The sequence below is a fragment of the Martinezella multihospitum genome, assembly GCF_900094585.1.
GTDB lineage: Bacteria > Pseudomonadota > Alphaproteobacteria > Rhizobiales > Rhizobiaceae > Rhizobium > Rhizobium multihospitium.
The window spans coordinates 1,064,587-1,090,569 of sequence record NZ_FMAG01000001.1; the positions used below are offsets into that span (position 1 = coordinate 1,064,587).

Sequence of the window (25,983 nt, forward strand, 5' to 3'; positions counted from 1 at the left end):
TCCGAAGCCGGGTTCCCTGCTAGGTTTCAGAGGAGAGGCACCACCGGGATAAGGCATGTTGAAACTTCTATTGTCGGCTTTGTTCTTCCTGACGACTGTCTGCACTTCTTTTCTTGCCTTCGGCGACACGATGGATCTTCGACTACACAAGGCTGCTGCGACCGGTGACATCGCGGCCATCCAACAATTGCTCGATAGCGGTGCCGCCATCGAGGCGCGGGATGCAAAGGGCGCGACGCCGCTGCTGGTCGCGACGCACGCCAACAGGGTGGATGCCGCACGAGCGCTGATCGAGGCGGGTGCAGACGTCAATGCCAAGGACGAAATTCAAGACAGCCCCTATCTCTATGCCGGCGCTCGCGGCCATCTGGATATTCTCAAGCTGACGCTCGCCCATGGGGCGGATCTCAAGAGCATCAACCGCTATGGCGGCACGGCGCTTATTCCCGCCTCCGAACGCGGTCACGTCGAAACCGTCGATACGCTGATCAAGGCGGGTGTCGATGTCGATCACGTCAACCGGCTGGGGTGGACGGCTCTGATCGAGGCCATCATTCTCGGCGATGGCGGATCGCGTCATGTTGAGATCGTCAGGCTATTGATAGATGCCGGCGCAAACGTCAATCTGGCCGACAATGATGGCGTGACGCCGCTGCGCCATGCCCGCAGTCGCGGTTATGATGGGATCGCGAAATTACTGGAGGCGGCGGGGGCGACGTAACGAGACGTTCCGACTTCCGACGCCATGCAATACGACGGGGAGGCATATGCCTCAGTCTCCCGAAACGATGAGAATGAAGGGCTTAGACAATGGAAAGAAAATACTATTCCTCTCTTGGCGGCCATCCGCCGCAGAGCGACCTGCTGACAGGGCGCGCCGTGTTCACGGAGGCCTACGCGGTCATCCCCAAGGGAGTGATGCAGGACATCGTCACCAGCTATCTGCCCTTCTGGAACGACACGCGCTGCTGGGTGATCGCCCGGCCGCTTTCAGGGTTTGCCGAGACCTTTTCGCAATATGTCATGGAAGTGGCGCCGGGTGGCGGCAGCGACCGGCCGGAGCAGGATGCCGAGGCCGAAGGCGTGTTGTTTGTTGTCGACGGCGAGATCGAACTCACCTTGCCCTCCGGCAAGCATGTTCTCCAGCCGGGCGGCTATGCCTTCCTGCCGCCGGGCCTGAAATGGTCGCTGCATAACCGCTCAGGCGCTCATGCCCGCTTCCATTGGGTACGCAAGGCATATGAGGCCGTCGAGGGGCTGGCTCATCCGGAGCCGCTCATCTTGAACGAGAAGGATATTACACCGTCCGCCATGCCGGGCACGGAGGGACGCTGGGCAACGACCCGCTTCGTCGATCCGTCCGATCTGCGGCACGATATGCACGTGACGATCGTCACTCTCCAACCCGGTGCAGTCATCCCCTTTGCGGAAACCCATGTCATGGAGCACGGCCTCTATGTGCTGGAAGGCAAGGCCGTCTATCGCTTGAACCAGGATTGGGTCGAAGTCGAAGCCGGCGACTTCATGTGGTTGCGCGCCTTCTGCCCGCAGGCTTGCTATGCCGGCGGTCCAGGCCCGTTCCGCTACCTGCTCTACAAGGACGTCAATCGCCACATGACGCTTCGTCCCTTCGGCTCGCGCCGTTAAGCCAAGCGGCTTTGCGACAGGCTCGGCGCCCATGGCGCCGGGTTAGGTCATCGACCCCACCGGTCGTCAGCTTGCCGTCGCATCAGTTGGTGAGGCGCACGGCATCGCCGTCGGCCGACGAACATTGCGACGAGATCGTATAGAAAAAGTCCTGTCGATCCCAACCGCCGCCATCTTCCCAGGCGTGCTTTTGTGCGGCCTGGCAGCCGAAATAATTCTCGATCGGCAAGGTGACGCCCTTGGGAAGTTGGCTACCGTCGACGAAGAGATAGTTCGAGGTATTCGGATCATCCGTTCGCAGGGTCAGATCGTATTTTGTGCTGGCCGAGTTCTTGCTGTTGCAGTTCACGGCATTATTGTTCGAGATGGAAGCCACCTTGCCAAGCGGGCAGCCATCGTCCTTGACGTCCATCTGCAGCACGAGCTTGGTATATTGGCCCAGCGTAATCGGGCCGGACGGGACGGCCGCCATGGTGCCCTGACCATCGTTGTTATGGGTTGTCGGCTGATAGGTCACGGTGCCGACCACGGTTTCGGCTGTTGCATTGGGCCTGACGACGCGGATCGTGATGACTTTGTAGTACCATCCCTGCGCCTGTGTCGGCGTGATGGTCACGATATCAGGCTTTGCCGGGGCCGTGGCCTGGGAGTTCACGCCAATGTTGACGCTGTCGATGTTGACGATGCGCATCAGGTTTGTCGGCACCACCCCGGTCAAATTGACCGAAAGGATGCGTCCGTTTGCTGTGATGGTATAACTGAGGTTGGCGGGCGTCGTGTCCGCATAGGCGGTAATGAAGCGTGTGGCTTCTGCCTGTGCGGCGGCCAAGTTGGTACCATCGAAGATCTTGCCACCGGCAAGAGCGGCTCCATCGGCGATTTCCTGCAAATTCGTTCGCTGATGTACCGCAGATGCGTAATCAACTGCCAAGCCCGCAGCCGCAGCCAGCGGGACTGCGATCAACGCCGTCAGTGTTGCGAAATTGCCAGCACGATCCTTTGTCAGGCGGCCTAGCTTCCGCAAAAAGTGAGTGCTCATTATTCCTACCAGAGAAAAGCCTAAACTTTGGTCGGAGAATGGGCAAAACATATAAAGACGTGGTTTAGAAGGAGACTCAAGTTGTAGCTACAGGCTGCATTTTTATGCTGATGTTCAGGTGGAAAAGACTTTCTGATACTTTATCTCTAAGAGACCTTGCCTAAGGTAGACGTCGAACATTTCAGCAGTCGGCGATAGGTGTTCGACAATACATTCTTGTCAGTTCCGGTCGTCTGATTCTTGCGCTTCGTCGCCGGCCGGCAGCCCGAGCTCGATCAGCGTTCGGCTGATGTCCCGGCGTGCTGCAAGGTAGATCGGGCTGGTATTGCGAGCGGGCAGGGCGATATTCGCGGCTGTCGAGCCTGGCCTCAGTTCCAGCCCCTTCGCCAGAGCTTGTCTGGCTTCGTCTGTTCGGCCCAATCGCTGATAGGCGGTCGCCAAAAGCATATGCGCCCGGCCCGTCCCGGAGGTGATCGCGATGGAGCGTTGCAGCCATCCAATGGCATCTTCATTGCGATTGAGAAGGATATCGGCCCATCCCGCGCCCAGCAGCCAGGTCCAGCGAGACACAGCCGGCGTGTCGAAGCGGTCCGCCAGCTCGAATGTCGCAAGCGCATCCTCGAAACGCCCGAGCTGGATCTGCGTCAGGCCAAGTTGGAACAGTGCCGCGCCATCCCACGGGTTGAGGCTCAGCGCTCTTGCGCAGGCCACAAGGCTTTCGGAAAAACGGTTGGTTGCGGTCAGGAAACGGCAATAGATGTCAAGCACAGGGAGAGAATTCGGTCTTGTTCGCAGCGCGTGCTCGATCAGCGAATTTGCCTCGTTCTCTGCGGCCCTGCTCTCGGTCGGATCATACCAGCTGAGCTGAATGCCGCGCAGATGCAGCGTAGCAAGCGCGATCTGCAGATCGACATTATCAGGCTGATCGCTCAGATATTTTTCAAGAATCGATCGTGCCGTCGCGAAGCGTTCCTTCGTCGTCTGATTGATTGACGCGGTTGCCTGTTGGATCGCGACATTGGCGGCGCCGGCTACGGCTGCAGGGCTACCTGTTTCTTCGAGTTTGTTGAGGCGGCTGGCAACGTCGTAGCCGGCTCCCGCAGCAAGCCGTGAGGCAAGGCGCTGCGCGTCGGATTCGGTGGCGTCCAGCGTCACCTCGGCGACCGATTCGATCTCGCGGCTGCGCACCTTGATGAGCCGTGTTTGAAGGATCCAGGATTGCGGGCTTTTTTGCAGCTCACTTTGTAAGAGAAAATCGGCTTCGCCGCCAAATCCGGATATGGGTTTGGCGGCTGCCGCCGGGCTCTGCTCCTTCGGCGCTATCAGGCGGATATTGTCGATCGCGGCGAGGCCGTTGATCATCTCCGCGGCGATGCCTTGCGCCAAAACGGCGCTCTGGGCATCGCCGAGGGTATCGACAACAGGCAGAACTTCGATGACCGATTGACCCGATCCCAAAACATCGCCGACGCGAGAGAAAAAGACAGTGACGCCAATAATGACGGCGATCGTACAGAGCATTGCCAGCGCGCCGAACGCCAAAACCTTGCGCGATCCGCCTCGACCGTGTGTCCCAGCGCCATTTGCCGTGACACTTGCGTCGGAGACCGGCATATCCCGCTCTGCAGGCTGCGGTGCCGCACTCTCCTGCCTTGCGGTTACTTCAGCGGTGAATAGATAGCCACGACCAGACACAAGCTTGATCATGTGCCGCTCAGTATCACCGAGCGCCATGCGGATTTCGCGAATGCATTGAAACAGGCTGTCTTCCCCGACATAGATCCCGGGCCAGACAGCGTCCATCAGTTCCTGCTTGCCGACAACGCGCCCGTTGTTCGCGACGAGGAAGCTCAGCAGTTCAAAAGCTTTTGGGCGCAGCCGGATCGCGGAACCGTCAGGCCCGTGAAGCTCGGCACGATCTGGATCGAGACCGAATCCAGTAAAATAAAACACCTGCTCCCAACGATCCTCAACTGTACCGTTTAAAATATAGCGCAATATAAGGAGAGCCTTGCTCAACAGTCAACGTGCCGAAGCCGCTACCAAGAAAAGGATCACATCGCTTGCTTGGCCGAGCGGCAAGCTCAATCGGAATTGGCCAAGTGCCAATTCTACCAACAAAATCAGAAATTTCAGAAAAATATCAGAAAATATCAGAACCTTGCCGAGACCCTATCAGGACCTCACCGCCCTGCTCCGACTATTGTTTGAATAGATAATGAAAAATTACGGCGGTTGTTCATAAGCTGAGAGGAAGTGCTCAATATCGGCAAGAACGGCAGGGATATTCTTGATTGCAACCCGCTATTCTTCGGATTGTGCATTCTTCACGAGCATGATTGTCCCGGAACGGCATAGCAATGGCCGGGCGCCAGCCAGTCGCCAATCTTGAGAGAGCTTTCCATGGGAAAGGTGCTTGATTTTCGGGTACATCGGCCGGCAGGCGGCATATGTGCAAACCGGGCATTGCCGGCCGGCGAGGCGGACGCTCTGTTCGAGCCGGTGGCATTTTCCCAGGCCGTCTCACGATTGGCCCGTAGTTTCGTTGCGGTTCACGAGGCTTCGCCGCGAACCGCAGCACTTTTCGCAACACAGCAACGTTGGCTCCTTTGCCACGCCGCACTGGGTGACTACTTTCGAACAATTCGCGAGTCCGGAGCAGGACTGACCCGGCGCGGCCTTGGAAATCTCGCTCTGCAATATGCGATTGCCAGCCGCAACACGGCCTATGCTTTCTTTGACGAAGCCTTGCAATATGATGTCGTTCGCCCGATCATCGCTCCCAACGGTCTGCCATCGGAGCAGGTAGCGCCGGCGCCGTTCACACTGCAGATGCTGGCTCACTGGTATAGCGTACATTTTCAAGCTCTCGATCTCATCAGCGGCGGCGGCAGGGTGGCCAGGTTCCACGCCGAGCCGGAAAACCTGCTGGCATTGGTGCAGCCGATTGCGGCGCATGCACTTCTGACGAGCCCCGCAATTCGCAGCCCCGGTCCGCTCTATACGATCTTCACCTGGGCCGATGCCGGCGGGCTGCTGATGGACCGGCTGATCGCCGGAATAGAACCCGAAGTGCTGGCCGGACAAGGCAGGCTCCTGACGGATGTGAGCTCGATTTCCTATCTGGCTCAATCATTCGGTCTGTCGCGAGCCCATACCAGTCGCAAGCTTGCCGCGGCAGAATCGATCGGAGGCGTCGGCTGGAGCGGCCGGCGTGGCCGCTCCCAATTGTGGATCTCGCGCGGCTTTTATGAGGAATATGCGCACGCGCATGCCCGCAAGCTGCTCATCCTTGATGAAGCTTTCACCAATGCATTGTCGGCTTTGGAGCCGCTCTCCGAAAAATCGGTGGCGGCCGCCGATAGAGGATTGACGGAAGAGTGGGCCTGAGGAAGCGCCTTCGCAATTCCAAGGCGGCTTTGTCTTCGGCGTGTTGGCTGCCGTCGTCACAGTCCCCAGATCACCGATTCCTCATGGCGTTTGATGAGATGCCGCAGATCCTGGAACCCGGCGCGGACGAATTCGGCAAACTGGTCGACGGCGGGCGCACGCGGGGCGTCGATGCGCTTGAGGATCGCCAGCGCGCGTTCCGGATGGGGAATGGTGATGGGCAGTGCGGTGATGGTCTTTTCCTTGCGCTGCGCGAAAACGACGCTGTGCGGCATGATGGTCAGCGCATCCGCCGATTTCAGATAATTGATCACGCTCATCAGCGAGCCGCCGGTGTAGCGGATCTTGATCTCGGTTGCGCCGAAGGAGAGCAGCAGCGCGCGTAAGTCCGCCAGCAACGGGCTTCCCGGCGGAGGGGCAATCCAGGGATAGTCGAGCAGGTGGCTCGGCTGTGGCCGGCGCTTCAGAAGCAGCGGATGAGTTACCCGGCAGGCCACGACATTGCGGCCCGGCAAAATCTGCTGGAATTCGAGCCCGGAACCCTCGTCGAGTATGTCGATCGGGCAGATGGCCAGATCGATCTGGTCAGCCTTCAACGCGGCGCGCAGATCCGGGAAATAGCCGTAGCTTTGGTCGATGCGCACGTCCGGATGGCTTGTCTGAAACTCCGCACACAGCCGGGCAATCAGTGCATCCATGAAGAAGGGCGTGCCACCGATCCGCACGACGCCGCTCTTGCCGACGCGGAAGCTTTCGACGAGGTCGGAGGCCTTGTGCGAGGCTGCCAGCATGACGAGACCGTGCTCGGCGAGCGATAGACCAAGCGGTGTCGGCTGCAACGGTCGGCGGCCCTTGACGAAGAGCGGCTCGCCTACGCGTTTCTCCAACATGGAGAGGGTGCGCGAGACGGCGGGCTGTGCCAGGCCGAGCAGCGCTGCGCCTTCGGTGACGCCGCCGGTCTTTACAACGGCTGCAAGCTGGATCAGGTGGCGCTCGTCTATCTTCATAACGATCCGTTATATTGTTTCGTAACAAAATCATCAATCCATGCGTGCCGGCCTGCTAGTATCAAATCAGATACACGGCGGATCGTGGAGGATGAGCATGGCGGAGCGTGCAAAGGCGCTCACATTCAGCGAGGCGACGTCGGCGGAGGTTTTCTCCGAACGTTTCTCAGCCGGCAGGGACGGCAATCTGTCGCGGCTGATCGCTGCCGCCGTCATCCATGTTCACGATCTTATCAAGCAGTTTCGCCCGACCCAGGATGAGTGGCGCAAGGTCATCGCGTTCCTGACTGACGTGGGCCATGCCTCGGACGAGAGGCGACAGGAATGGGTGCTTCTCTCCGACCTTATCGGCGCGTCGGCGCTGGTCGAGGAAATCAATTCGCGGCGGCCGAAAGCGGCAACGCCGAATACCGTTCGCGGGCCGTTTTTCCGCAATGACGCGCCGGAGAGGGTGTCGGGTTCGTCGATCTCGCTCGACGGTATCGGCGAGCTGCTGGCGGTCTCCGTGCGGGTGCAGGATCTCGATGGCCTGCCGATCGCAGACGCCGAAGTGGTGACTTGGCAGGCCAATGCTGAGGGCTTCTACGAGAACCAGCAGCCGGACTTGCAGCCGGAACATAATCTGCGCGGCCTGTTCCGCACTGATACCGACGGACGTCTCCACTATCGCTCCGTCATGCCGTCGGGTTATGGCGTGCCGGATGACGGGCCGGTCGGGCGGCTGCTCGCTGAGGCAGGCTATCCGCTGCGTCGTCCGGCAAACCTGCATTTCGTCGTCCGTGCCAAGGGCTTCGAGACGATCACCACCCACATCTACGATGCGAACGATCCACATCTTGGTGAAGATGCCCTGTTCGGGGTGCGGCCTGAGCTCATTGTCTGCTTCGAGCCCGCGGAGATCGACGGACAGCGTGCCAAGGCGGTGAGCCTGACCTTCGTCATGGTGAGAACAAAGCCGGGGAGGGCAGCATGATCCAAGATTTTTCCTATGCGGGCAGCCCAGCCCAGATCGTCTTCGGTGCCGGCAGCCGCAGCAGGGTGGCGGAGTGGGTCGCAAAAGCCGGCTGCAAGCGGGCCTTGGTGCTCTCGACGCCGCATCAGAAGGCGGATGCGGAAGCACTGGCCGAAGAGATCGGGCCACTTGCCTGCGGCGTCTTTTCAGGTGCCACCATGCACACGCCTGTCGAGGTGACCGAGGCGGCGATGCGGGTGGTAGCGGAAACCGGAGCTGACTGTGTCGTCTCGCTCGGCGGCGGGTCGACCACTGGGCTCGGCAAGGCGATTGCTTATCGTACTGATCTTCTGCAGATCGTCGTTCCCACCACCTATGCCGGGTCGGAGGTAACGCCGATCCTCGGGCAGACCGAAGGCGGCCGCAAGACGACGGTACGCGATGCCAAGATATTGCCGGAGATCGTCATCTACGATCCCTCGCTGACGCTCGGCCTGCCTGTTGCCATGAGCGTGACGAGCGGTCTCAACGCCATGGCGCATGCCGTCGAAGGGCTTTACGCTCGGGACCGCAATCCGATTTCGAGCCTGATGGCGCTCGAAGGCTTAAGGGCTTTTGCCCGAAGCCTGCCCGTTATCGTCAATGATCCGAAAAATGTGGAGGCGCGCAGCGATGCGCTTTATGGCGCCTGGCTTTGCGGCTCGGTGCTCGGCACGGTCGGCATGGCGTTGCACCACAAGATTTGCCATACGCTCGGCGGTTCCTTCGATACGCCGCATGCTGAAACCCATGCGGTGATGCTGCCGCACACGGCCGCTTTCAACGCGACGGCTGCGGTATCGGAACTGGCGGAGGCGGCCGGCATTTTCGGCGGCTCCATCGGCGGAGGCCTCTGGGATTTCGCCAAGGCAATCGGATCGCCGTTGTCGCTGAAGGAGTTCGGGCTGACGGAAGCGGATCTCGATCGCGCGGCTGCGATTGCCGTCGAGAATCCATACTGGAATCCGCGGCCGATCGACCGGGGATCGATCCGCCAGCTGCTGCAGGACGCCTGGGAGGGTCGGCGGCCAACGGACTGAATATAGCGCCTGCGGGCGCGCGCTTTGGGAGAAGAGACAATGAGGGGAGGAAACATGTTCACGAGACGCGATTTTCTGAAGACAACGGCTGCCGGCAGCGCGCTGATTGCCACCTCGGGGCTGGCTATGCCGGCGATTGCCAAGAATGCGGCAATCAAGCTCGGCTATGTCAGCCCGCAGACGGGGCCGCTCGCGGCCTTCGGCGAAGCCGACAAATTCGTCATCGATGCCTTTCTGGCGACGACGAAGGCAAAGGGTTTGAACTACGAGGTCGTGGTGAAGGACAGCCAGTCCAACCCGAACCGTGCCGCCGAAGTCGCGAAGGAACTGATCGTCGACAGCCAGATCAACCTGATGCTGGTCTCCTCGACGCCGGAAACGACCAATCCGGTCTCCACCACCTGCGAGGCGGAAGAGATGCCCTGCATTTCCACGGTCGCGCCCTGGCAGCCCTGGTTCATCGGCCAGCAGGGCAATCCGGGCGACCCGGCCTCCTGGAAGCCCTTCAACTATACCTACCATTTCTTCTGGGGCCTGGAAGACATCATCGCTGTTTTTACCGGCATGTGGAGCCAGATCGACACCAACAAGAAGGTCGGCGGCCTGTTCCCGAACGATGGCGACGGTAATGCCTGGGGCGACAAGGTCGTCGGCTTTCCGCCGGTTCTCGACAAGCTCGGCTACGGGCTGACCGATACCGGCCGCTATCAGAACCTGACGGATGATTTCTCGGCGCAGATCAATGCCTTCAAGCAGGCGGGCACAGATATCCTCACCGGTGTGATGATCCCGCCCGATCTCACCACCTTCTGGAACCAGGCCAAGCAGCAGGGTCTGAAGCCGAAGGTGGCTTCCATCGGCAAGGCGCTTCTTTTCCCGCAGACGGTCGAGGCGCTGGGGAATGCCGGACACAATCTGTCGACCGAGGTTTGGTGGACCCCGACACATCCGTTCAAATCGTCGTTGACGGGGGAGACCGCCGCCGCGGTTGCGGCTGCCTTCACCAAGGCGACCGGTCGCCCTTGGACTCAGCCGATCGGCTTTGCTCATGCGCTCTTCGAGCTCGCCGTCGATGTGACGAAGCGGGCGGGGGATGCGGGCGATGCCGAAGCGGTCGCCAAGGCGATCGGTGAAACCAAGCTCGATACGCTCGTCGGTCCGATTGCCTGGGGCAATGAGAAGCTACCGCCGTTCGCCCAGAAGAATGTCGCCAAGACGCCGCTGGTCGGCGGCCAATGGCGACTGAAATCGGGTGGCGGCTACGATCTCGTCGTCGTCGAAAACGGGCTGGCACCGAACGTGCCGCTTGGCGGCAAGCTCGAAGCCCTGGTGTGAAAGGAGAGCTGCCCGACACTCGATCGGGCGGCCTCCAACGGAGAACGACAATGCCCATACTGGAGTTGAACGGAGTCTCAAAATCTTTCGGCGCGTTGGTCGTTGCCGAGGATATCGGGTTCTCTGTGGAGCCTGGCGAGGCGCTCGGCGTCATCGGGCCGAACGGCGCCGGCAAATCGACGCTGTTCAACCTCATCAACGGCAATCTCTCCGTCGCCCGCGGATCGATCCAGTTCGATGGCCGCGATGTGACCCACACGCCGCCGATGCAGCGCTGTCTTGCGGGCATGGGCCGCACCTTCCAGATTCCGCAGCCTTTCGAGCGTCTGACGACTTACGAAAACCTGCTGGTCGCCGGCGCATTCGGTGCCAAGGCGCGGGAAAGCGATGTCGCAGCTCTCTGTGCCGATATCCTCGTCGAAACCGGCCTGATCGCCAAGGCCAATGTACCGGCCGGATCGCTGACCTTGCTCGAACGCAAGCGGCTGGAGCTTGCGCGCGCGCTCGCGACCCAGCCGAAGCTGCTGCTTCTCGATGAGATCGCCGGCGGCTTGACGGAAGGCGAATGCCGTCAACTGGTTGCGACGATCAAGCGGGTGCACCAACGCGGCATCGCCATCATCTGGATCGAACATGTGCTGCACGCCCTGACGGCGGTGGTCGAGCGCATCCTCGTTCTCAATTTCGGCCGGGTGATCGGCATCGGAGAGCCTGACACCATCATGGCCTCGAGCGAGGTGCGCGAAATTTATCTGGGGATGGAGGTCTGATGGCAAGCCTTGTTGAAACCCGCGACCTTATGGCTTCCTATGGCGATTTCCAGGCCGTGCTCGGCGTCGATTTGCATCTGGAGGCCGGCGAAACCATTGCCGTCATCGGCGCGAACGGCGCCGGCAAGTCGACGTTGATGCGCTCGATTGCGGGTGTGATCGCCAACAAGCCCGAGATGGTCCTGTATCGTGGCGAGCCGATCGGTGCCCTAGCCGCATCCGACGTGGTGCGGCGCGGCATCGCGCTCGTGCCGGAGGGACGAAAGCTGTTCTCGTCGTTGACGGTGGAGGAGAATCTGCAGATCGGCCGTTATGGCCGCCGGATCGCTGGGCCATGGACGCTCGACAGCATCTACACGCTGTTTCCGATCCTGAAGGAACGGCGCCGTAATCCGGCGACGGCGCTTTCAGGCGGCCAGCAGCAGATGGTGGCGATCGGCCGAGCGCTGATGTCCAACCCCGAAGTTCTTCTCTGCGACGAGCTGAGCCTCGGCTTGGCCCCCGTAGTCATCAAGGACATCTATACCGCCTTCACGCATATCCGCGCGGTGGGTGCCGCCATCGTCATCGTCGAGCAGGATATTGCCCAGGCGCTGAAGGTTGCCGACCGCGTCTATTGCATGATGGAGGGCCGCATCACCCTGACAGGCCGACCGGCCGAGCTTGATCGCGCCGAAATTCACGCGGCCTATTTCGGAGCGGACACCCATGAACTGGCTTGATACGCTTCTGCAAGGTGTTCTGCTCGGCGGCCTCTATGCGCTGTTTGCTGCGGGCTTGAGCCTCGTCTTCGGCATCATGCGCCTCGTCAATCTCGCGCACGGCGATCTCATCGTGCTGGCGGCTTTCCTGATTCTGGTGCTTGTTTCGGTGCTTGGGCTTAATCCTTTCCTGGCTGCACTGATCGCCGCACCTCTAATGTTCGCTGCCGGCTGGTTGCTGCAATATCACCTGCTGAACCGAACGCTTGGCAAGGACATCCTGCCGCCTCTGCTCGTTACCTTCGGTCTGTCGATCGTCATCCAGAACGGTCTTCTGGAAGGCTTCACGGCCGACAGCCGCCGGATTTCCGCAGGCGCGCTGGAAACGGCCTCGCTGCAATTCGGTAGCATCAATGCCGGCCTTATGCCGCTTTTGACCTTTGCCTCGGCTGTCCTCGTCATCGTCGCCCTCAATCAGCTGATCTACCGCACCGAACTCGGCCGCGCCTTCCGGGCGACTTCGGACGATGTGGTGACGGCAAGCCTGATGGGCATCCGGCCGAATTCCATCTTCGCCATCGCCACCGGGCTTGCGATGATGATCGTGACGGTCGCCGCGCTTTATCTCGGGATGCGCGCGAATTTCGATCCGACGGCCGGGCCGGCGCGGCTGATCTACGCCTTCGAAGCCGTCATCATCGGCGGTCTTGGCTCCCTCTGGGGCACGCTTGCCGGCGGTGTCATCCTTGGGGTCGCTCAGACATTCGGCGCGGCGATCAATCCCGAATGGCAGATCCTTGCTGGGCATATCGCTTTCCTGCTCGTGCTGCTCTTCCGGCCGCGCGGCCTTTTCCCTCGAGCAGTGGATTGAGGCGGCCATGACCACAGGTTTCGAAACAATGTCGACCGAAATCGCAGCGCCCAAGGGCTGGCGGGTGGAAACGCGCACAAGGCTTTCCGGTATCTTCGCCATTCTTTCGCTTATTGTGGTTGCCGTGCTGGCAGCCGCACCCTTCCTGGTATCGCGCGGCGTCGTGCAGGATCTCTTCTTCATTCTCACCATGCTGGCACTGGCACAGAGCTGGAACCTGCTTGCCGGCTATGCAGGTCTGATTTCTGTGGGACAGCAGCTTTTCGTCGGCTGTGGCGCCTACGCGCTGTTCGGCTTCGTCATTCTCGCCGGCGTCGACCCGATCCTCGCCATTCCGCTGGCCGGGCTCTTCGCGATGTTGATCGCCGCACCGGCCGCCTTTTTCTCCTTCCGGCTTTACGGTCCCTATTTCGCTATCGGCACGTGGGTCATCGCCGAAGTCGGGCGGCTGCTTTTTGCCCAGTGGAAGATGCTGGGTGGTGGAACAGGAACCTCGCTGCCGCGCGAAGCCACCAAGAACATGCTGGGTATCTCGCTGCTGCAGGACTGGTTCGGCATGCGCTCGGCAGCGGCGGCGGATGCGCTTGCCTATTGGCTGGCGCTGGCGCTCACGGCGTTGACGATCGGTTTTATCTACAGGCTGCTACGCAGCAAGCAGGGGCTTGGCCTTGCCGCCGTGCGCGACAATGAGACGGCAGCCCGTGCGCTCGGCGTCGATGCCCGTCGTCTGAAGATCGTCGTCTATCTGGCAACCGCCTTCGTGACGGGCATGGTCGGCGCCCTCATCTATCTGCAGAAGGCGCGCATTTCGCCTGATGCTGCCTTTTCGCTCACCGACTGGACGGCCTATGTCGTCTTCATCGTCGTGATCGGCGGCATCGGCACTATCGAAGGGCCGCTGGTCGGCGTGCTCGTCTTCTTCATGCTGCAGAATGCCTTTTCGAGCTATGGCTCCTGGTATCTGCTGGCGCTCGGCGCACTTGCCATCGTCACGATGCTGTTTGCGCCACGAGGCCTCTGGGGGCTCATATCCAGCTGCACCGGCTGGGAACTCTTTCCGGTCCGCCGCCTGCTGAGAGGCGGATCAACGCTACATGATGACAAGGGAGGGCCACATGGCTGACATCACCACCGACGTTCTGATTATCGGTACGGGACCCGCTGGTTCGGCGACATCAGCGCTGCTTGCGACCTATGGTCTCGAGCCGATGGTCATCAACCGCTATCGCTGGCTGGCGAGCACGCCGCGCGCGCACATTACCAACCAGCGCACGATGGAGGTCCTGCGCGATCTCGGCCGCGACGTCGAGGATGAGGCCTATCTCTTCGCGGTCGAACAGGATCTGATGGGGCAGAATGTCTTCTGCACGGCGGTTGCCGGCGAGGAGATCGGCCGCATGCAGAGCTGGGGCAACCACCCGCTGTCGCGCGCCGAGCACCTGCTGTCTTCGCCCGCCCATATGAACGACCTGCCGCAGACCTATATGGAGCCGCTGCTCTTCAAGACGGCGTGCTCGCGCGGCGCGCAGGCGCGCATGTCCACGGAATATCTGCGCCACGTTCAAGATGCCGAAGGCGTCACGACGACCTGTCTCGATCGTCTGACCGGCAAGGAACTGACGATCCGCTCGAAGTTCCTGATCGGCGCCGATGGCGGTAATTCCAAGGTGGCGGAACATGCCGGCCTGACCTTCGAAGGCAAGATGGGTGTGGCCGGTTCGATGAACATCCTGTTCGAAGCGGATCTCTCGCGCTACGTTGCCCACCGGCCGTCGGTGCTTTATTGGGTGCTGCAGCCTGGCGCCGATGTCGGCGGCATCGGCATGGGGCTGGTGCGGATGGTCAGGCCGTGGAACGAATGGTTGATCGTCTGGGGTTACGACATCAACCAGCCGGCGCCGCAGGTCGATGACGCGTTTGCCACCAAAGTCGTGCGCGAACTGGTCGGCGTTGCCGATCTCAAGCCGAAGATCAAATCCGTCTCGACCTGGACCGTGAACAACATGTACGCGACCACCATGTCGAACGGCCGGGTGTTCTGCATGGGCGATGCCGTCCATCGCCATCCGCCCTCGAACGGTCTCGGCTCCAATACCTCCATTCAGGACGGCTTCAATCTTGCCTGGAAGCTCGCGCTGGTGCTGAAGGGTCAGGCCGGCATTGGCCTGCTCGACAGCTATCAGGCGGAGCGCGCGCCGGTCGCCAAGCAGATCGTCACCCGCGCCAATAAATCGATCGAGGAGTTCGGGCCGATCTTCAAATCGCTGGGCCTGCTCGATTCCGTCGATCCGGTGAAGATGCAGCAGAATATGGATGCGCGCTGCAACGACACCGCCGAGGCCGAACGCCAGCGCACGGCCATTCGCGAGGCGATTGCTTACAAGGTCTATGAGTTCGACGCGCATGGCGTCGAGATGAACCATCGCTACGCCTCGAACGCCGTCGTCAAGGACGACCAGCCGGAGCCCGCTTTCGAGCAGGATGCGGAGCTGCATTTCCAGCCAACGAGCTGGCCGGGCGCACGACTGCCGCACGCCTGGCTGTTCAGCGACAGCGGCGAGAAGGTATCGAGCCTCGATCTCACCGGCCACGGTGTCTTCACGGTGCTGACCGGCATCGGCGGCGACGGCTGGGTCACGGCGGCAAAAACGCTGTCGAAAGAACTCGGCCTGCCGATCGCCGTTCACAAGATCGGCCCGCGGCAGGAATGGCAGGATCTGACCGGAGACTGGGCGCGTGCCCGCGAAATCCGCGATGCTGGCGTCTTGCTCGTGCGTCCGGACCATCACGTCGCCTGGCGCTCTGATGCGGCGGTTGACGACCCGGAACGCGAGCTACGTCGCGTGCTAAAGACAATACTGGATCTGTGAGGCGACCATGAGTGTGGAAGAAAAAGGCTATTTCACCGAGGAAAATTCCGTCGAGGTGGTCACCGGCCGCAATACCAAAGCCAAGGATGCGCGGCTGAAGCAGGTGATGGAGGTCGTCACCCGCAAGCTGCACGAGGCGGTGAAGGAGCTGGAGCCGACGCAGGACGAGTGGATGGAGGCAATCTTCTTCCTTACCCGCACCGGTCATACCTGCACGGACTGGCGGCAGGAATTCATCCTGCTGTCGGATGTGCTCGGCGTGTCGATGCTGGTCGACGCGATCAACAACCGCAAGCCGTCGGGTGCCTCGGAAAGTACGGTCCTCGGTCCCTTCCACGTCGCCGACGCGCCGGAATTGCCGATGGGGGCCAATATCTGCCTCGACCAGAAGGGTGAGGACATGGTGATCAGCGGCCGCATCCTCGATACCGACGGCCGGCCGATCGAGAACGCGGTGCTCGATGTCTGGCAGGCGAATGATGAAGGGTTCTACGATGTCCAGCAGAAGGGCATCCAGCCCGATTTCAACCTGCGCGGCGTCTTCCGCACTGGCAAGGACGGGCATTACTGGTTCCGGGCGGTGAAGCCGAAATATTATCCGATCCCGGATGATGGTCCTGTGGGTCAATTGCTCGGCGCACTCGGCCGCCATCCGTACCGACCGGCGCATCTGCACTACATCATCAAGGCGGATGGTTTCGAGACGCTGACGACCCACATCTTCGATCCCGACGATCCCTACATCCATTCCGATGCGGTGTTCGGCGTCAAGGAGAGCCTGCTTGCCGAGTTCAAGCTCACCGAAGATCCCACCCGCGCCAAAGACCTGGGTTTCCGGGGCACGTTCTGGCAGGTCGAGCAAGATTTCGTGCTGGCGCCGGAGCGGAAGTGAAACTAGGCGATAAGCGATCGCGGCGCTCCACCATGGGTGTCGCGATCGCCCCAATTTACTTATGGAAATTCTTCATGACCGGTACTGACGCGCAATTCTTCAATACAACCTTAGTATAACGGGAAAGTAAGCTTTCCCGAATAAATGTAGTTCCCAGGCCTCAGAAGGTTCGCCGATGCCGCGGCGGATGGGAGCGTCATGCCATCGATCGATATCATCGTGCCGAAATCCGCGCCGCGCCGCTGGCAGGAGATTTTGATCACGCGTCTGCAAGCGGACGGACACGACATTGCCGTTTTGCATGAGTCCAGGTCGGACGCATGGCCGGCAGCGGTCAATGCCGCCTTGGCTCTTGAACGAAAAATCTTCCGCCGGCGCGATCCGGCGCTCGCCGCTCCCCTGTCGGAAATCCCCACCAGCATTCGCAGCAGGCCTGCCGCACTTCGGCTGGATCTTGCCGGCAATGCTGCGCCATCGGATATTCCGACCATCGCGTTGCGGTTCGACGGATCGCGATCGGATCTCTCGGTCCCGATGTCGGTCGCCTCCGGCGCTTTGCCCGTCATAGAGACCGTCCTGGATGGAAAGACGGTGATAGGCCGAGCCTGGCCGATGATCGACAAGCAGGAATCCGCCTCGCTCGGTGTCGAAGATGTCTTGGCGCGTACTATCACGCTTGCCGTTTCCACCGTTCGCGCCTTTGCCGAAAGCCGGCTCTCTATGGACGAACCCGTGTCCACAGCGCCTGAAAATCCCGTCACTGGAATGCTGGGGTTTGCATCTTCATATGCGGCCAGCGCCCTGCCGCGCTTGGGCCGGGAGGCGATGCGGCGGGCGCGCTTTCGCCATGCGCATTGGCGCGTCGGCTATCGTTTTACCGATGGGCCGGGCGTGGCAAGCACCTGTGAGCTTGGCGACGGTTGGTTGGAGCTGCCGGATGCGGGAGATCGCTTCTATGCCGATCCCTTTCCTTTTCAATGGCAGGATCGTTCTTTCCTGTTCGTGGAGGATTATCCGCATGCGACAGGCAAGGCAGTCATCTCCGTCGTGCCATTCGATGCCAACGGTGTGCCAGAAGAGCCGCGATGCGTGCTGGAAGAGCCATACCATCTCTCCTATCCACAAGTCTTCGAACGTGATGGCGCGATCTGGATGCTGCCGGAGGCGAGCTCGGGCGGGCAGCTCGTCCTCTATCGGGCGACGGCGTTTCCGGATCGCTGGGCTCCCGAAGCCGTGCTCATCGAAGGCGAGATTTCTGATGCGACCCTGCTCGATCATGGCGGACAGCTATGGCTGTTTGCGACCAATCGCGACGGCTATGGCAGCACCTCCGATACGCTCGTGGTCTTCCATGCGCCGCAACTTGCAGGCCCCTGGACGCCGCATGTGTTGAACCCGGTTCTCATCGACCGTCGCATGGCGCGCCCGGGAGGGGCTTTCGTCTGCGAGGGGAGTAGTATCTATCTGCCGGTTCAGGACGGAACGCTCGGCTATGGTGGCGGGCTCGGTATCTCGCAACTGCTGGAGCTGGATGAGAAGACGGTTCGGCTATCGCCGCCTAAATCGATCGCGGCACATGGCAATTGGCCTTATCCGAAAATCCATACGCTCAATCGCTCAGGCCGACTGGAGGTTATTGACGGGATTGCAGCCGTGCGGAAGTGAGCGGGACAGAAGCAGGGCTTCGTAGCCGGCGCACATGCGCGCCGGCGAATATTGTTCCTTCAGTTGCCGTCCGGCCGCGGCGAGCCGTGCTGCAAGCTCGGGCATGGCAATGAGTTGGGCAAGGCCCTCAGCCATGCTCTTGGCATCGGCTTCGACGAAGAGTGCGGCCGCTTGCCCATCGTCCGTCGTCAGCACTTCCCGCAGCACATCCAGCTTGCTGGTGACAACAGGCAGTCCGGAAATGGCGGCTTCGACGGCGGCAAGGCCAAAGGTTTCCGTCAATGATGAAAAAGCATAGGCGTCTCCTGCTACGAGGAATTCGAAGATGCGCGAGGGAGGCACTTCGCCGACGAGATGGAGCCTGTCGGCGACGTCGTTGTCCTTAGCAAAAGCGACGATCGACTCTTGTTCGGGACCGGTGCCGGCTATGGCGATATGAATATCAGGCAGATGGACGAGGGCGCCGACGAGCGCGATCTGGTTTTTCGATGGCGCCATGCGGCCGGAAGAGACGGCAAGCCATGCCTCTCGGGGAAGCCCAAAGGCGGCGCGCGCCGCCCGCTTGTCGAAGGCGGTCGAGGGTGCGGAAACGCCATGATCGATGCGTGACGTCCGGCGCCGATAGGCTTTTGGGAAGGTGTCGAACTGCGCCTCCGTCCAGCGCGAATTGACGACATTGGCATGATAGACGCCGAGCGTACCCATCAGCTTGTCGATCTGCGTCAGGATTCCTCTGACGCCACTTGTCTGCGGTGCACCGCTCTGGTTTGCGATGATGAAGTTCGCGCCGGCGAGCCGCGCACCGATGGTGCCGAAAATATTGCCGTAGTGCTGGAAGGTGATCACTGCATCCGGCCGAGCTTTGCGCAAATAGCCGGCAAGTCCAATGGCCGCCCGCATCTGGCCTGGCAAACCACGCGGCGGCTTGGTGAGGATGAAATCCGCGTATGGATCGCGGTCATAGACATCGGTCTTCCTGTACATGAAGACGGTACGCACCTCATGGCCGCGCGCCCGCAGCCCCTCACCGAGCATATCCGAAATCCGCTGTGCTCCACCCGCTTCCGCCTGGGTCTGTACCTGTAAGATTTTCATGAGCGGCCTTTCAGGAAAGAGCGGGCGGCCATGGCGTCTTCGCCGGCGAGGAAGCCGAGAATCGATGGGTTGATGCCGATGGTGCGGCGCGCGATGAACACGGCGGTCACGCACCAGACGATGATCGTGCCGGCGATGGCGAGCGCTGCGCCGATCGGGCCGAGCCAATAGGTCAGCACCGCCGTTGCACAGAGCCCGAACGTGTTGACGATGACCAGCAGCTTGAAAAGCGCGTGCTGGAGGCCTGTCAGCTGCATGAGGATTTCGGTTGGCCCGCAGGCGGTACCGATGGTAGCGCCGATGCCGAAGATGATCAGGGTCACCTGCATCGTCGGCGTGGCATAGGCGTGATTGAAGATCGACAGGATCAGGTCGCCGAAGATCAGGAACGATACCAGCACGCACAAGGCGATGATGAAGCCGCCGAGCGCCGCGAGGCGGGTGATGCGCTGCACATGCGCCCTGTCCCCGGTGTAGAAGGCGGCCGAGATCTGCGGCGCCAGCGCCTGGTTGATGCCGTTGAGCGCGAGGACGACCAGCCGCATCGTTCGATCCGCGACGAAAATCGCGCCTGCGGCCTCGGGGCCGAGAATGGCCGCGACAAGCAAGGTGCTCGCCTGACTGAGCGCAGGCGGCAGCGCCGTGACGCCCCAGAGCCCGAACGTCACCGTCTTGAATTCATCCTTCTGTTCTTTCGTAAGCGGGCCGCGCTGCGTGCGGATCGTGTCGCGAAAAAGCACGAATGTTTGTGGAGCGATCATGAGGAGCAGCAACCCGGCTGTCAGGTAGGTTGCGGTCACCGCGCTCATCTTCATTTGCATGACATGGGCAAGTACGAAGACGGGGATTGCCACTGCCCGCCACAGGACGTCACGCGGCAGCAGCGCGAAGATGAGCGCATTCTTGGCGCGAAGGGCGCAAGCCACGAATTCCGACCAGCCGAGCGCGAAGGCCAGCACCATGGTTGCCACGCAGATCGCGAGCCATTCCGGCGTTTGCCTGCCGGCGAATGGCAAAAAGCCGATAAGGAGAATGACCAGGCTGAAGCTTGCAAGCCCGGCAAGCGCAACAAGGATGGAGCGGGCCATCATGCCGTTTGCCGAATTCAGATCGTTGTTGCCGGCATATTGCGGCCAGAACCTGAGCACTGCGCTTTGCTGGCCGACTATTGCGAAAAAGGAAACCAGGCTCGCTCCGGCATAGGCGGCGCTATAAAGACCGAACTGCCGCTCATCGGTCGTCATGGCGACCGCAACGAACATCAGGAACGAAAGGCCGGCACTGGCGAGCTTGATGGCACCGGCAACGGCGCCGCTCCTGGCAAGCGCGCCGATCGACAAGCGCAGGTTGCTCGCGGGCGTCGGCGTTTCGGCCGATAAAGTATCGCTGCTGCCAGCTTTCTCACCCAACGCCCTGATCCTGTGTTGATTGCTGTCGACCGAATGGCCTGCAATGCCTGAAATAGAATGTATCTCTAATATCGTAAGTACTGATGCTTGCGCCAGAACGAAGTCGCAACATGGTTACTTGCGATGTCTCAAGTCGATCACACGCTCTGGTGTAAATTCAACGGATGATTAACATTATTCACTAATACTGAATTTAGTGATGTGCGATGAGCCGGAGATCCGCGGCACGCGGAGAGGAACAGGATGAAGCCGTTTAACATTGACGAGCGCTCGCTTCCGCCGCTGTTCGATGTCGGTGCCGTGTGGACCATCCTTTGGCAGCGCTGGCTGACCGTGTTGGCGTGTACCGTTGCCGTGCTTCTCCTGACGCTCGCTTACCTTGCCGTGGCAAAGCCGAGCTATACCGCGACAGCTTCCGTCATGATCGATCCGCGCGATCCGCGCGCGACGAACCTCAACAATGTTCTGCCCGGCATCGGCAGCGATAGCGCGGCAATCGCAAGCCAGGTGTTCGTCATTGAATCGCGCGATCTGCTGATGAAGGTCTTTGAGAGCGAGAATATCGAGAGCGATCCCGAATTTGCAAACGGCGGTCTCCTGTCGCGTATCGGTCTGGCGTCACATCCCACGAAGGATTCGATCTTCAAGAATTTCCAGCGCGCCGTCACCGTAGAACGCGCTGGGCTGACCTATGTCATCGATGTCAGTTTCGCGTCTCGATATTCCGACAAGGCGGCGCGGATCGCCAATGCCATCGTCAATCGTTATAGGGCCGGTCTGTCGGGTGAGCGGGAGACTGCAAACAGCGACGTGAATTCCCTGCTTGCGAGCCGGATCGGCAATCTTCAGAAGAACGTCAGCGATGCCGAGCAGGAAGTCGGAGATTTCAAGGTCTCGCATCAGATCCTCGATGCTTCCGCGGGCGGCACGCTTCAGTCCCAGATCGACAAGCTTACGGATCAGCTGATCGGCGCGCGAAGTGAGGCCGATCAGGCCAAGGATAAATATGCTCAGGCGGTCGCCGCAGGCACTTCGCCGGCCGGGCTTGCCAAGCTCTCGGAAATCCTTTCCTCCGAAGCCACGGTCAAACTTCGCGAAAACTACAATCAGCGGGCAGCCGATCTCGCCAATTACGAGGCCATGTACCAGCCGCGTCATCCGATCATTAAAAGACTGCGATCCGAGTTGGACAGGATGCAGGGTCTTATGGCCGTCGAGGCGCAACGCATCACGCGGGAATTGAAGGCGAAGTCCGATCTCGCCGTTCAGAACGTTGCAACGTTGCAGACCAAGCTCGACGACCTCCGCCAAAGGCTGGAAAGCTCGGATGCCGCGCAGGTGCAGTTGCGGCAGCTGGAGGCGAAGACGAAGGCGGCGCGCACGGTCCTCGACGATTTCCTGAAGCGCGCCGAGGAGACATCGCAAATGCAGGGCCTGCAGCTGCAGGAGGCGCGGGTGATCAGCGCCGCCGCTCCGCCGGTGCAGCCGACCTGGCCGAAGCCGCTGCTGCTCTTGCCGGTCAGCGCTGCGTTCGGTCTTATCATCGGCTGTGGTCTTGCCCTGGTGCGCGGACCCAAACATCAGCCGGAACAGGATCCAACGAGCCCCATAAGACGCAGCCTCCTCGACGTCGAGCCCCATAAAGACCCTTCGCCGGAAATCGCAAAGACGGAGCCGGCGCCCGTCGATCTTGGAGAGTATCGGCTTCCGGGCGTTGCCGGTGTCGGCGCCTATCTCAGCATCCGCGCGATGCGAAGACGCTTTTTCCAGGCCGGAAACGAAGCCTTTTCGCGTGATGTGCTGCAGCTCATGCGGCGCATCATTCGGCATCTGAGGGAGCATCCGAAGCCGTATGTGCTGCTGGTCTCCTCGCTTCACACGCCGCTGGCGGCGAGACTTGCGGGCGCGATGGTCGGCCTCGGCCTCCAACAGGCCGAACAGAATGTGCTCGTGGTCGAGTTCGGAGACCTGCCTGGCTTGGGGGCGCCAGCGCGCAGCGGTAACGGCGTCTTCATCAGCGGGGCGAGCGGCCTGCGGACCATCGTGTACCATAGGCCCGTCGCCGAGAATTCGGAACCGTCGGTGTGCCTTGGCCTCGACGATATAGTGGCCACTGCCGGCTCGTTCGATTTCGTGCTTCTGATGGGATCTTCCATCGTCGATGGCAATTGGGACCCAGCGCTTTTCGCTGAAGCGGATCTCTTGCTTTTTGCGCTCAGCCCCGCCGAGGAAGCGGCGGAAATCGCCAACATGCTTCGTCAACGGCTCGACGCCGATCAGATCGCGCGCAGCGCCACGCTGACGATCGCGCCGGAGAACATCGATACGCGCCGTAGCCAGGTGGTGCGACCCATCCGATCGGCTGACGATGGAGGGCAGGGCGATCGAATCTCTGCAAGGGGATGAACGTGGGACGCGGCTTGCGATCGACGATGATATCACGCCGAAGCGCTCTCAAACTGGCAGGCAGCTCCATTCTGGCTGCCCTTCCGGCTGCCGGCGCGGCGCGTGCGGCAGCCAAGCCCATCGTACCCTCGCGTGGCATCAATCTGCCTGGATGGTTCGATAGCCACGATGGAGTGGCGCCAAGCGAGCCGGTGCTCGAAAAGCTTCGCCAAACGGGCTTTGAAACCATCCGCTTGCCGATCAATGGCGATCTTTTGTCAGCAACTGACACGGCCGCGCTCCGTCGCATCGAAGCTGGCGTGACCGATCTCAATCGGCTAGGCTTTTCCGTCCTTGCAGACATGCATCCCTCTGAAAGTCTGCACACGGCTCTCCGTCAGGATTTCGAGGCCGGTTCGCAAAGGGCGGCTGAAGCCTGGATGGCATTAAGCAGCGTTGTCGCGAACCTCCCGAGTGACAAGGTCTATCCGGAGCTCCTGAATGAGCCGCCCATGCGGAGTGACGCCTGGCTGCAACTGCGGGATAGGCTTGCCGAGGTCGTGCGATCAAAATGCCCGAGCCATACGCTGATCTGGGGGCCATCGCCCTCTCAGGGCATCTGGGAAATAGGCGAGACGCCGCCTCTCGCCGACGATAACCAGATCGCCGCCATTCATTTCTATGCGCCCACGGCCTTCACCCATCAATGCGAGACCTGGGATGCATCTCCGCTTGCGCGGATTTCGAATTTGCCCTTTCCGGCTACCATCGAAACGCCTCTCGTGCAGGAGAGCATCGACAAGCTGCGTGCCGACGGGGATGAGCAGGCCGCAAACCTCATCGAGGAACAACTGGCGACGCCCTGGACAGAAGCGGCGATTGCCTCCGAATTCGTGAGGTTGAGGCGCTGGTCCGAGACGCATGACTGCCCTGTCATGATGAATGAGTTTGGGGTGCTCAACTTTTGTGTCACCGCCGAAAGCCGCAGGTTCTGGGTTCGGGCCGTGCGGCAAGCGGCAGAGGCCAATCAGGTCGGCTGGGCCTATTGGGAGCTCGATCAGGGTTTTGGCATCATCAAGAGCCGGCGCAGTACCGAGGGTTTTGACGACGGCATGATGGCGGCACTTCTGGATGGCCGTGGCGGAGGCTGAAATGCCGAGGAATATGGCAGCGCGGAACGACAACTGATGCGGACGAATGGAGTTTGGCGATGAGCATTACGGGAGGTCGCGCCGGCTTCGGGGCGGGAGGCGTGAGTTCGCTGCGCTCGGACGCGGTCTTCCATCTCTGCATCGCCATTCTCGCGGTCATCGCCTCCGTTTCGGCCTTCGCCGTCTGGACGCCTTTTGGGGTAGCGGCGACATTTGCCTTGACGCTCGTCCTGTCCATCGCTCAGCCCGGTTGCATCCCGATCGTCATTGCCTGTTCCTTTCTCTACCAGAACCTCGTGGTCGCCTGGTTCACCCCCTTTGTGCCCGATCACAATACGTTCGATGCGCTGCGCGGCGCCAATTTCGTCATCCTGATGACGGCGTTCGGCGCTTTCGTCATGGCTTCTTTCCAGTACCGCGCGCGGGCTCTGACAGAATTGCGGCCCTGGCTGATCTTCAGCTTCATGCTGTGTGGCATTGTTTGTTTCTATCTGGCGCTTGGGGCTGTTCACGGCGGACCGAAGGATGCCGTCATCTATTTCCGCAATACGATCACGCCGCTTGCATGTTTCCACATCGCGATTCTGGCAGCCAGTCTCTATCCCATCGACCTGCGCAAGGGCATTTTCTGGCTCTGCGCCATTGCCATCATATACGGCTATCTGGAGCAGATCTTCCGGATGGATTTCCTGAGCCTGTTTCACGGCGATCTCTATATTCACCGTGGCCTGAAGGCTCAGATCGAGGCCGGTGTATGGGAAAAGAAGCTGAGAGAGACCGGTTTCGTGCTTCGCGGTATCGAAGACACGATGATGACGACATTCTTCAACATCAAGCTGTTCAGTGACCTGTTTCCGCCGATCTTCCGCAATGGCGGTCCGAACTTTCATCCCATCAGCTATGCCTACGGGCTCAGCATCATGTCCGCCTGGCTCCTCTTCAGAGGACGCTGGCTGCTGCCGATTGCTGCGCTGCCGTTGCTGCTCGTCATCGGTTCCAAGGGTGCGACGTTCATGCTGCTGGTGGCGATCGGCGCTCGGTTGATCTATCGCCCTTCGCGTGCGGAACTGACGTTGCTTGCAGTTGTCACGCTGGCCATCGTCTGGACGGTCGCGGCCATCCTTTTCGGTGCGACGCATGGAGATTACCATGTTCTCGGCCTGATTGCGGGCGTTCGCGAGTTCCTGCACAATCCGCTCGGCCAGGGCCTGGGGATCGGCGGCAATCTTTCGAGTACAAGTCTCAATCTGGATTGGGACCGAGCGCAGGATGAGGGTGTTGCCTCCGTCCCCGTCGAAAGCGCGGTCGGCGTCATGCTCTACCAGATGGGCGTGGGCAGCTTCGTCTTCTTCGGTTTTCTTGCCGCACTGGCCCTATCTGCGCGCAAGCAGCTGATTGCCAGCGGCAACCCGGATTTTCTCTTCGCTTTCGTCGCGGTCGTCACGATCGCGTCCAATGCGGTATTGCAGGAAGAAGCGTTCTTTTCGCCTCTGGCGCTTGGCTTCTGCCTTCTGCTTGTCGGTGTTTCCTTTGGTACGCGCTGGCGTGCGCTCGGCATGTCGCGAGGTGTGCTCAGCCAGTCGGGCGAACATATGCCGTCGCGGCAACTATGACTCGGTCGATCTTCAATCGTGCCCGCATGGCGCCGTTCGTCCAAGGGAACGAATAGCACGATTGGAATGTGCCTAAGCCTTGCGGAAACTCCAAAAGCCCGGCGTCGGTCCT

At 60.7% G+C, this 25,983-nt stretch carries 21 protein-coding genes; 16 read left to right on the forward strand and 5 right to left on the reverse strand.

The window, feature by feature from the left end:
- Positions 1-55 precede the first annotated feature (55 nt).
- Positions 56-721 carry an ankyrin repeat domain-containing protein gene (locus tag GA0061103_RS04835; protein WP_425349459.1) on the forward strand — a complete coding sequence of 222 codons (666 nt, stop codon included), beginning with the start codon at positions 56-58 and terminating at the stop codon, positions 719-721.
- A gap of 89 nt (positions 722-810) precedes the next feature.
- The gene (locus tag GA0061103_RS04840; RefSeq protein ID WP_092707573.1) at positions 811-1,647 is read left to right on the forward strand and encodes a bifunctional allantoicase/(S)-ureidoglycine aminohydrolase; all 837 of its coding nucleotides are present in this window, start codon (positions 811-813) and stop codon (positions 1,645-1,647) included.
- A gap of 82 nt (positions 1,648-1,729) precedes the next feature.
- Here GA0061103_RS04840 and GA0061103_RS04845 read toward each other — a convergent pair whose 3' ends face one another.
- Both GA0061103_RS04845 and GA0061103_RS04850 read right to left on the reverse strand, forming a co-directional pair.
- Positions 1,730-2,686, reverse strand: a complete 957-nt coding sequence (locus tag GA0061103_RS04845) for a pilus assembly protein TadG-related protein (RefSeq protein ID WP_092707575.1) — start codon at positions 2,684-2,686, stop codon at positions 1,730-1,732.
- A 219-nt stretch (positions 2,687-2,905) separates the two neighbouring features.
- Entirely contained in the window at positions 2,906-4,639 is a 1,734-nt protein-coding gene (locus GA0061103_RS04850; RefSeq protein ID WP_092707577.1) for a winged helix-turn-helix domain-containing protein, read from the reverse strand.
- A 450-nt stretch (positions 4,640-5,089) separates the two neighbouring features.
- Between GA0061103_RS04850 and GA0061103_RS04855 the strand changes: the two genes are divergently transcribed.
- Complete coding sequence (locus GA0061103_RS04855) at positions 5,090-6,076, forward strand: hypothetical protein (RefSeq protein ID WP_208603480.1); 987 nt, start codon at positions 5,090-5,092, stop codon at positions 6,074-6,076.
- 56 nt (positions 6,077-6,132) lie between these two features.
- Here GA0061103_RS04855 and GA0061103_RS04860 read toward each other — a convergent pair whose 3' ends face one another.
- The gene (locus GA0061103_RS04860; RefSeq protein ID WP_092707579.1) at positions 6,133-7,083 is read right to left on the reverse strand and encodes a LysR family transcriptional regulator; all 951 of its coding nucleotides are present in this window, start codon (positions 7,081-7,083) and stop codon (positions 6,133-6,135) included.
- 97 nt (positions 7,084-7,180) lie between these two features.
- Between GA0061103_RS04860 and GA0061103_RS04865 the strand changes: the two genes are divergently transcribed.
- The 10 genes from GA0061103_RS04865 (at position 7,181) to GA0061103_RS04910 (ending at position 18,218) form a co-directional block, all read left to right on the forward strand.
- Positions 7,181-8,056: a dioxygenase family protein gene (locus GA0061103_RS04865; protein WP_092707581.1), complete on the forward strand. Its 876-nt coding sequence runs from the start codon at positions 7,181-7,183 to the stop codon at positions 8,054-8,056.
- Entirely contained in the window at positions 8,053-9,114 is a 1,062-nt protein-coding gene (locus tag GA0061103_RS04870) for a maleylacetate reductase (protein WP_092707583.1), read from the forward strand. Before GA0061103_RS04865 ends, GA0061103_RS04870 begins: the two co-directional genes overlap by 4 nt.
- Positions 9,115-9,168: 54 nt before the next feature.
- Positions 9,169-10,449: an ABC transporter substrate-binding protein gene (locus GA0061103_RS04875; protein ID WP_092707585.1), complete on the forward strand. Its 1,281-nt coding sequence runs from the start codon at positions 9,169-9,171 to the stop codon at positions 10,447-10,449.
- A gap of 50 nt (positions 10,450-10,499) precedes the next feature.
- Positions 10,500-11,219, forward strand: a complete 720-nt coding sequence (locus GA0061103_RS04880; RefSeq protein WP_092707587.1) for an ABC transporter ATP-binding protein — start codon at positions 10,500-10,502, stop codon at positions 11,217-11,219.
- Positions 11,219-11,941, forward strand: coding sequence for an ABC transporter ATP-binding protein (locus tag GA0061103_RS04885; protein WP_092707589.1), 723 nt, complete (start codon positions 11,219-11,221; stop codon positions 11,939-11,941). Before GA0061103_RS04880 ends, GA0061103_RS04885 begins: the two co-directional genes overlap by 1 nt.
- Positions 11,928-12,791, forward strand: a complete 864-nt coding sequence (locus GA0061103_RS04890; protein WP_092707591.1) for a branched-chain amino acid ABC transporter permease — start codon at positions 11,928-11,930, stop codon at positions 12,789-12,791. The genes GA0061103_RS04885 and GA0061103_RS04890 overlap by 14 nt, the downstream gene beginning before the upstream one ends.
- A 7-nt stretch (positions 12,792-12,798) precedes the next feature.
- Positions 12,799-13,914: a branched-chain amino acid ABC transporter permease gene (locus GA0061103_RS04895; RefSeq protein WP_092707593.1), complete on the forward strand. Its 1,116-nt coding sequence runs from the start codon at positions 12,799-12,801 to the stop codon at positions 13,912-13,914.
- Complete coding sequence (locus GA0061103_RS04900) at positions 13,907-15,661, forward strand: FAD-dependent oxidoreductase (protein ID WP_092707595.1); 1,755 nt, start codon at positions 13,907-13,909, stop codon at positions 15,659-15,661. The genes GA0061103_RS04895 and GA0061103_RS04900 overlap by 8 nt, the downstream gene beginning before the upstream one ends.
- Positions 15,662-15,668: 7 nt before the next feature.
- Complete coding sequence (locus GA0061103_RS04905; protein WP_092707597.1) at positions 15,669-16,553, forward strand: intradiol ring-cleavage dioxygenase; 885 nt, start codon at positions 15,669-15,671, stop codon at positions 16,551-16,553.
- Positions 16,554-16,751: 198 nt separating this feature from the next.
- Entirely contained in the window at positions 16,752-18,218 is a 1,467-nt protein-coding gene (locus GA0061103_RS04910) for a glucosamine inositolphosphorylceramide transferase family protein (RefSeq protein WP_092707599.1), read from the forward strand.
- On the opposite strand, the gene GA0061103_RS04915 is transcribed toward GA0061103_RS04910, so the two are convergent.
- The gene (locus tag GA0061103_RS04915) at positions 18,171-19,313 is read right to left on the reverse strand and encodes a glycosyltransferase family 4 protein (RefSeq protein WP_092707601.1); all 1,143 of its coding nucleotides are present in this window, start codon (positions 19,311-19,313) and stop codon (positions 18,171-18,173) included. The two genes, GA0061103_RS04910 and GA0061103_RS04915, sit on opposite strands and share 48 nt — an antisense overlap.
- Entirely contained in the window at positions 19,310-20,722 is a 1,413-nt protein-coding gene (locus GA0061103_RS04920) for a lipopolysaccharide biosynthesis protein (protein WP_167376522.1), read from the reverse strand. The genes GA0061103_RS04915 and GA0061103_RS04920 overlap by 4 nt, the downstream gene beginning before the upstream one ends.
- 243 nt (positions 20,723-20,965) lie before the next feature.
- Between GA0061103_RS04920 and GA0061103_RS04925 the strand changes: the two genes are divergently transcribed.
- Genes GA0061103_RS04925 through GA0061103_RS04935 form a run of 3 tightly spaced genes read left to right on the forward strand, consistent with a single transcriptional unit; the run spans position 20,966 to position 25,871 of the window.
- Positions 20,966-23,128 (forward strand): GumC family protein, encoded by a 2,163-nt coding sequence (locus GA0061103_RS04925; protein ID WP_092707604.1) that lies wholly within the window; start codon positions 20,966-20,968, stop codon positions 23,126-23,128.
- 26 nt (positions 23,129-23,154) lie between these two features.
- Positions 23,155-24,258, forward strand: a complete 1,104-nt coding sequence (locus GA0061103_RS04930) for a glycoside hydrolase family 5 protein (protein ID WP_245304656.1) — start codon at positions 23,155-23,157, stop codon at positions 24,256-24,258.
- A 59-nt stretch (positions 24,259-24,317) separates the two neighbouring features.
- The gene (locus GA0061103_RS04935) at positions 24,318-25,871 is read left to right on the forward strand and encodes a hypothetical protein (RefSeq protein WP_092707606.1); all 1,554 of its coding nucleotides are present in this window, start codon (positions 24,318-24,320) and stop codon (positions 25,869-25,871) included.
- The last annotated feature ends 112 nt before the right edge of the window (positions 25,872-25,983 follow it).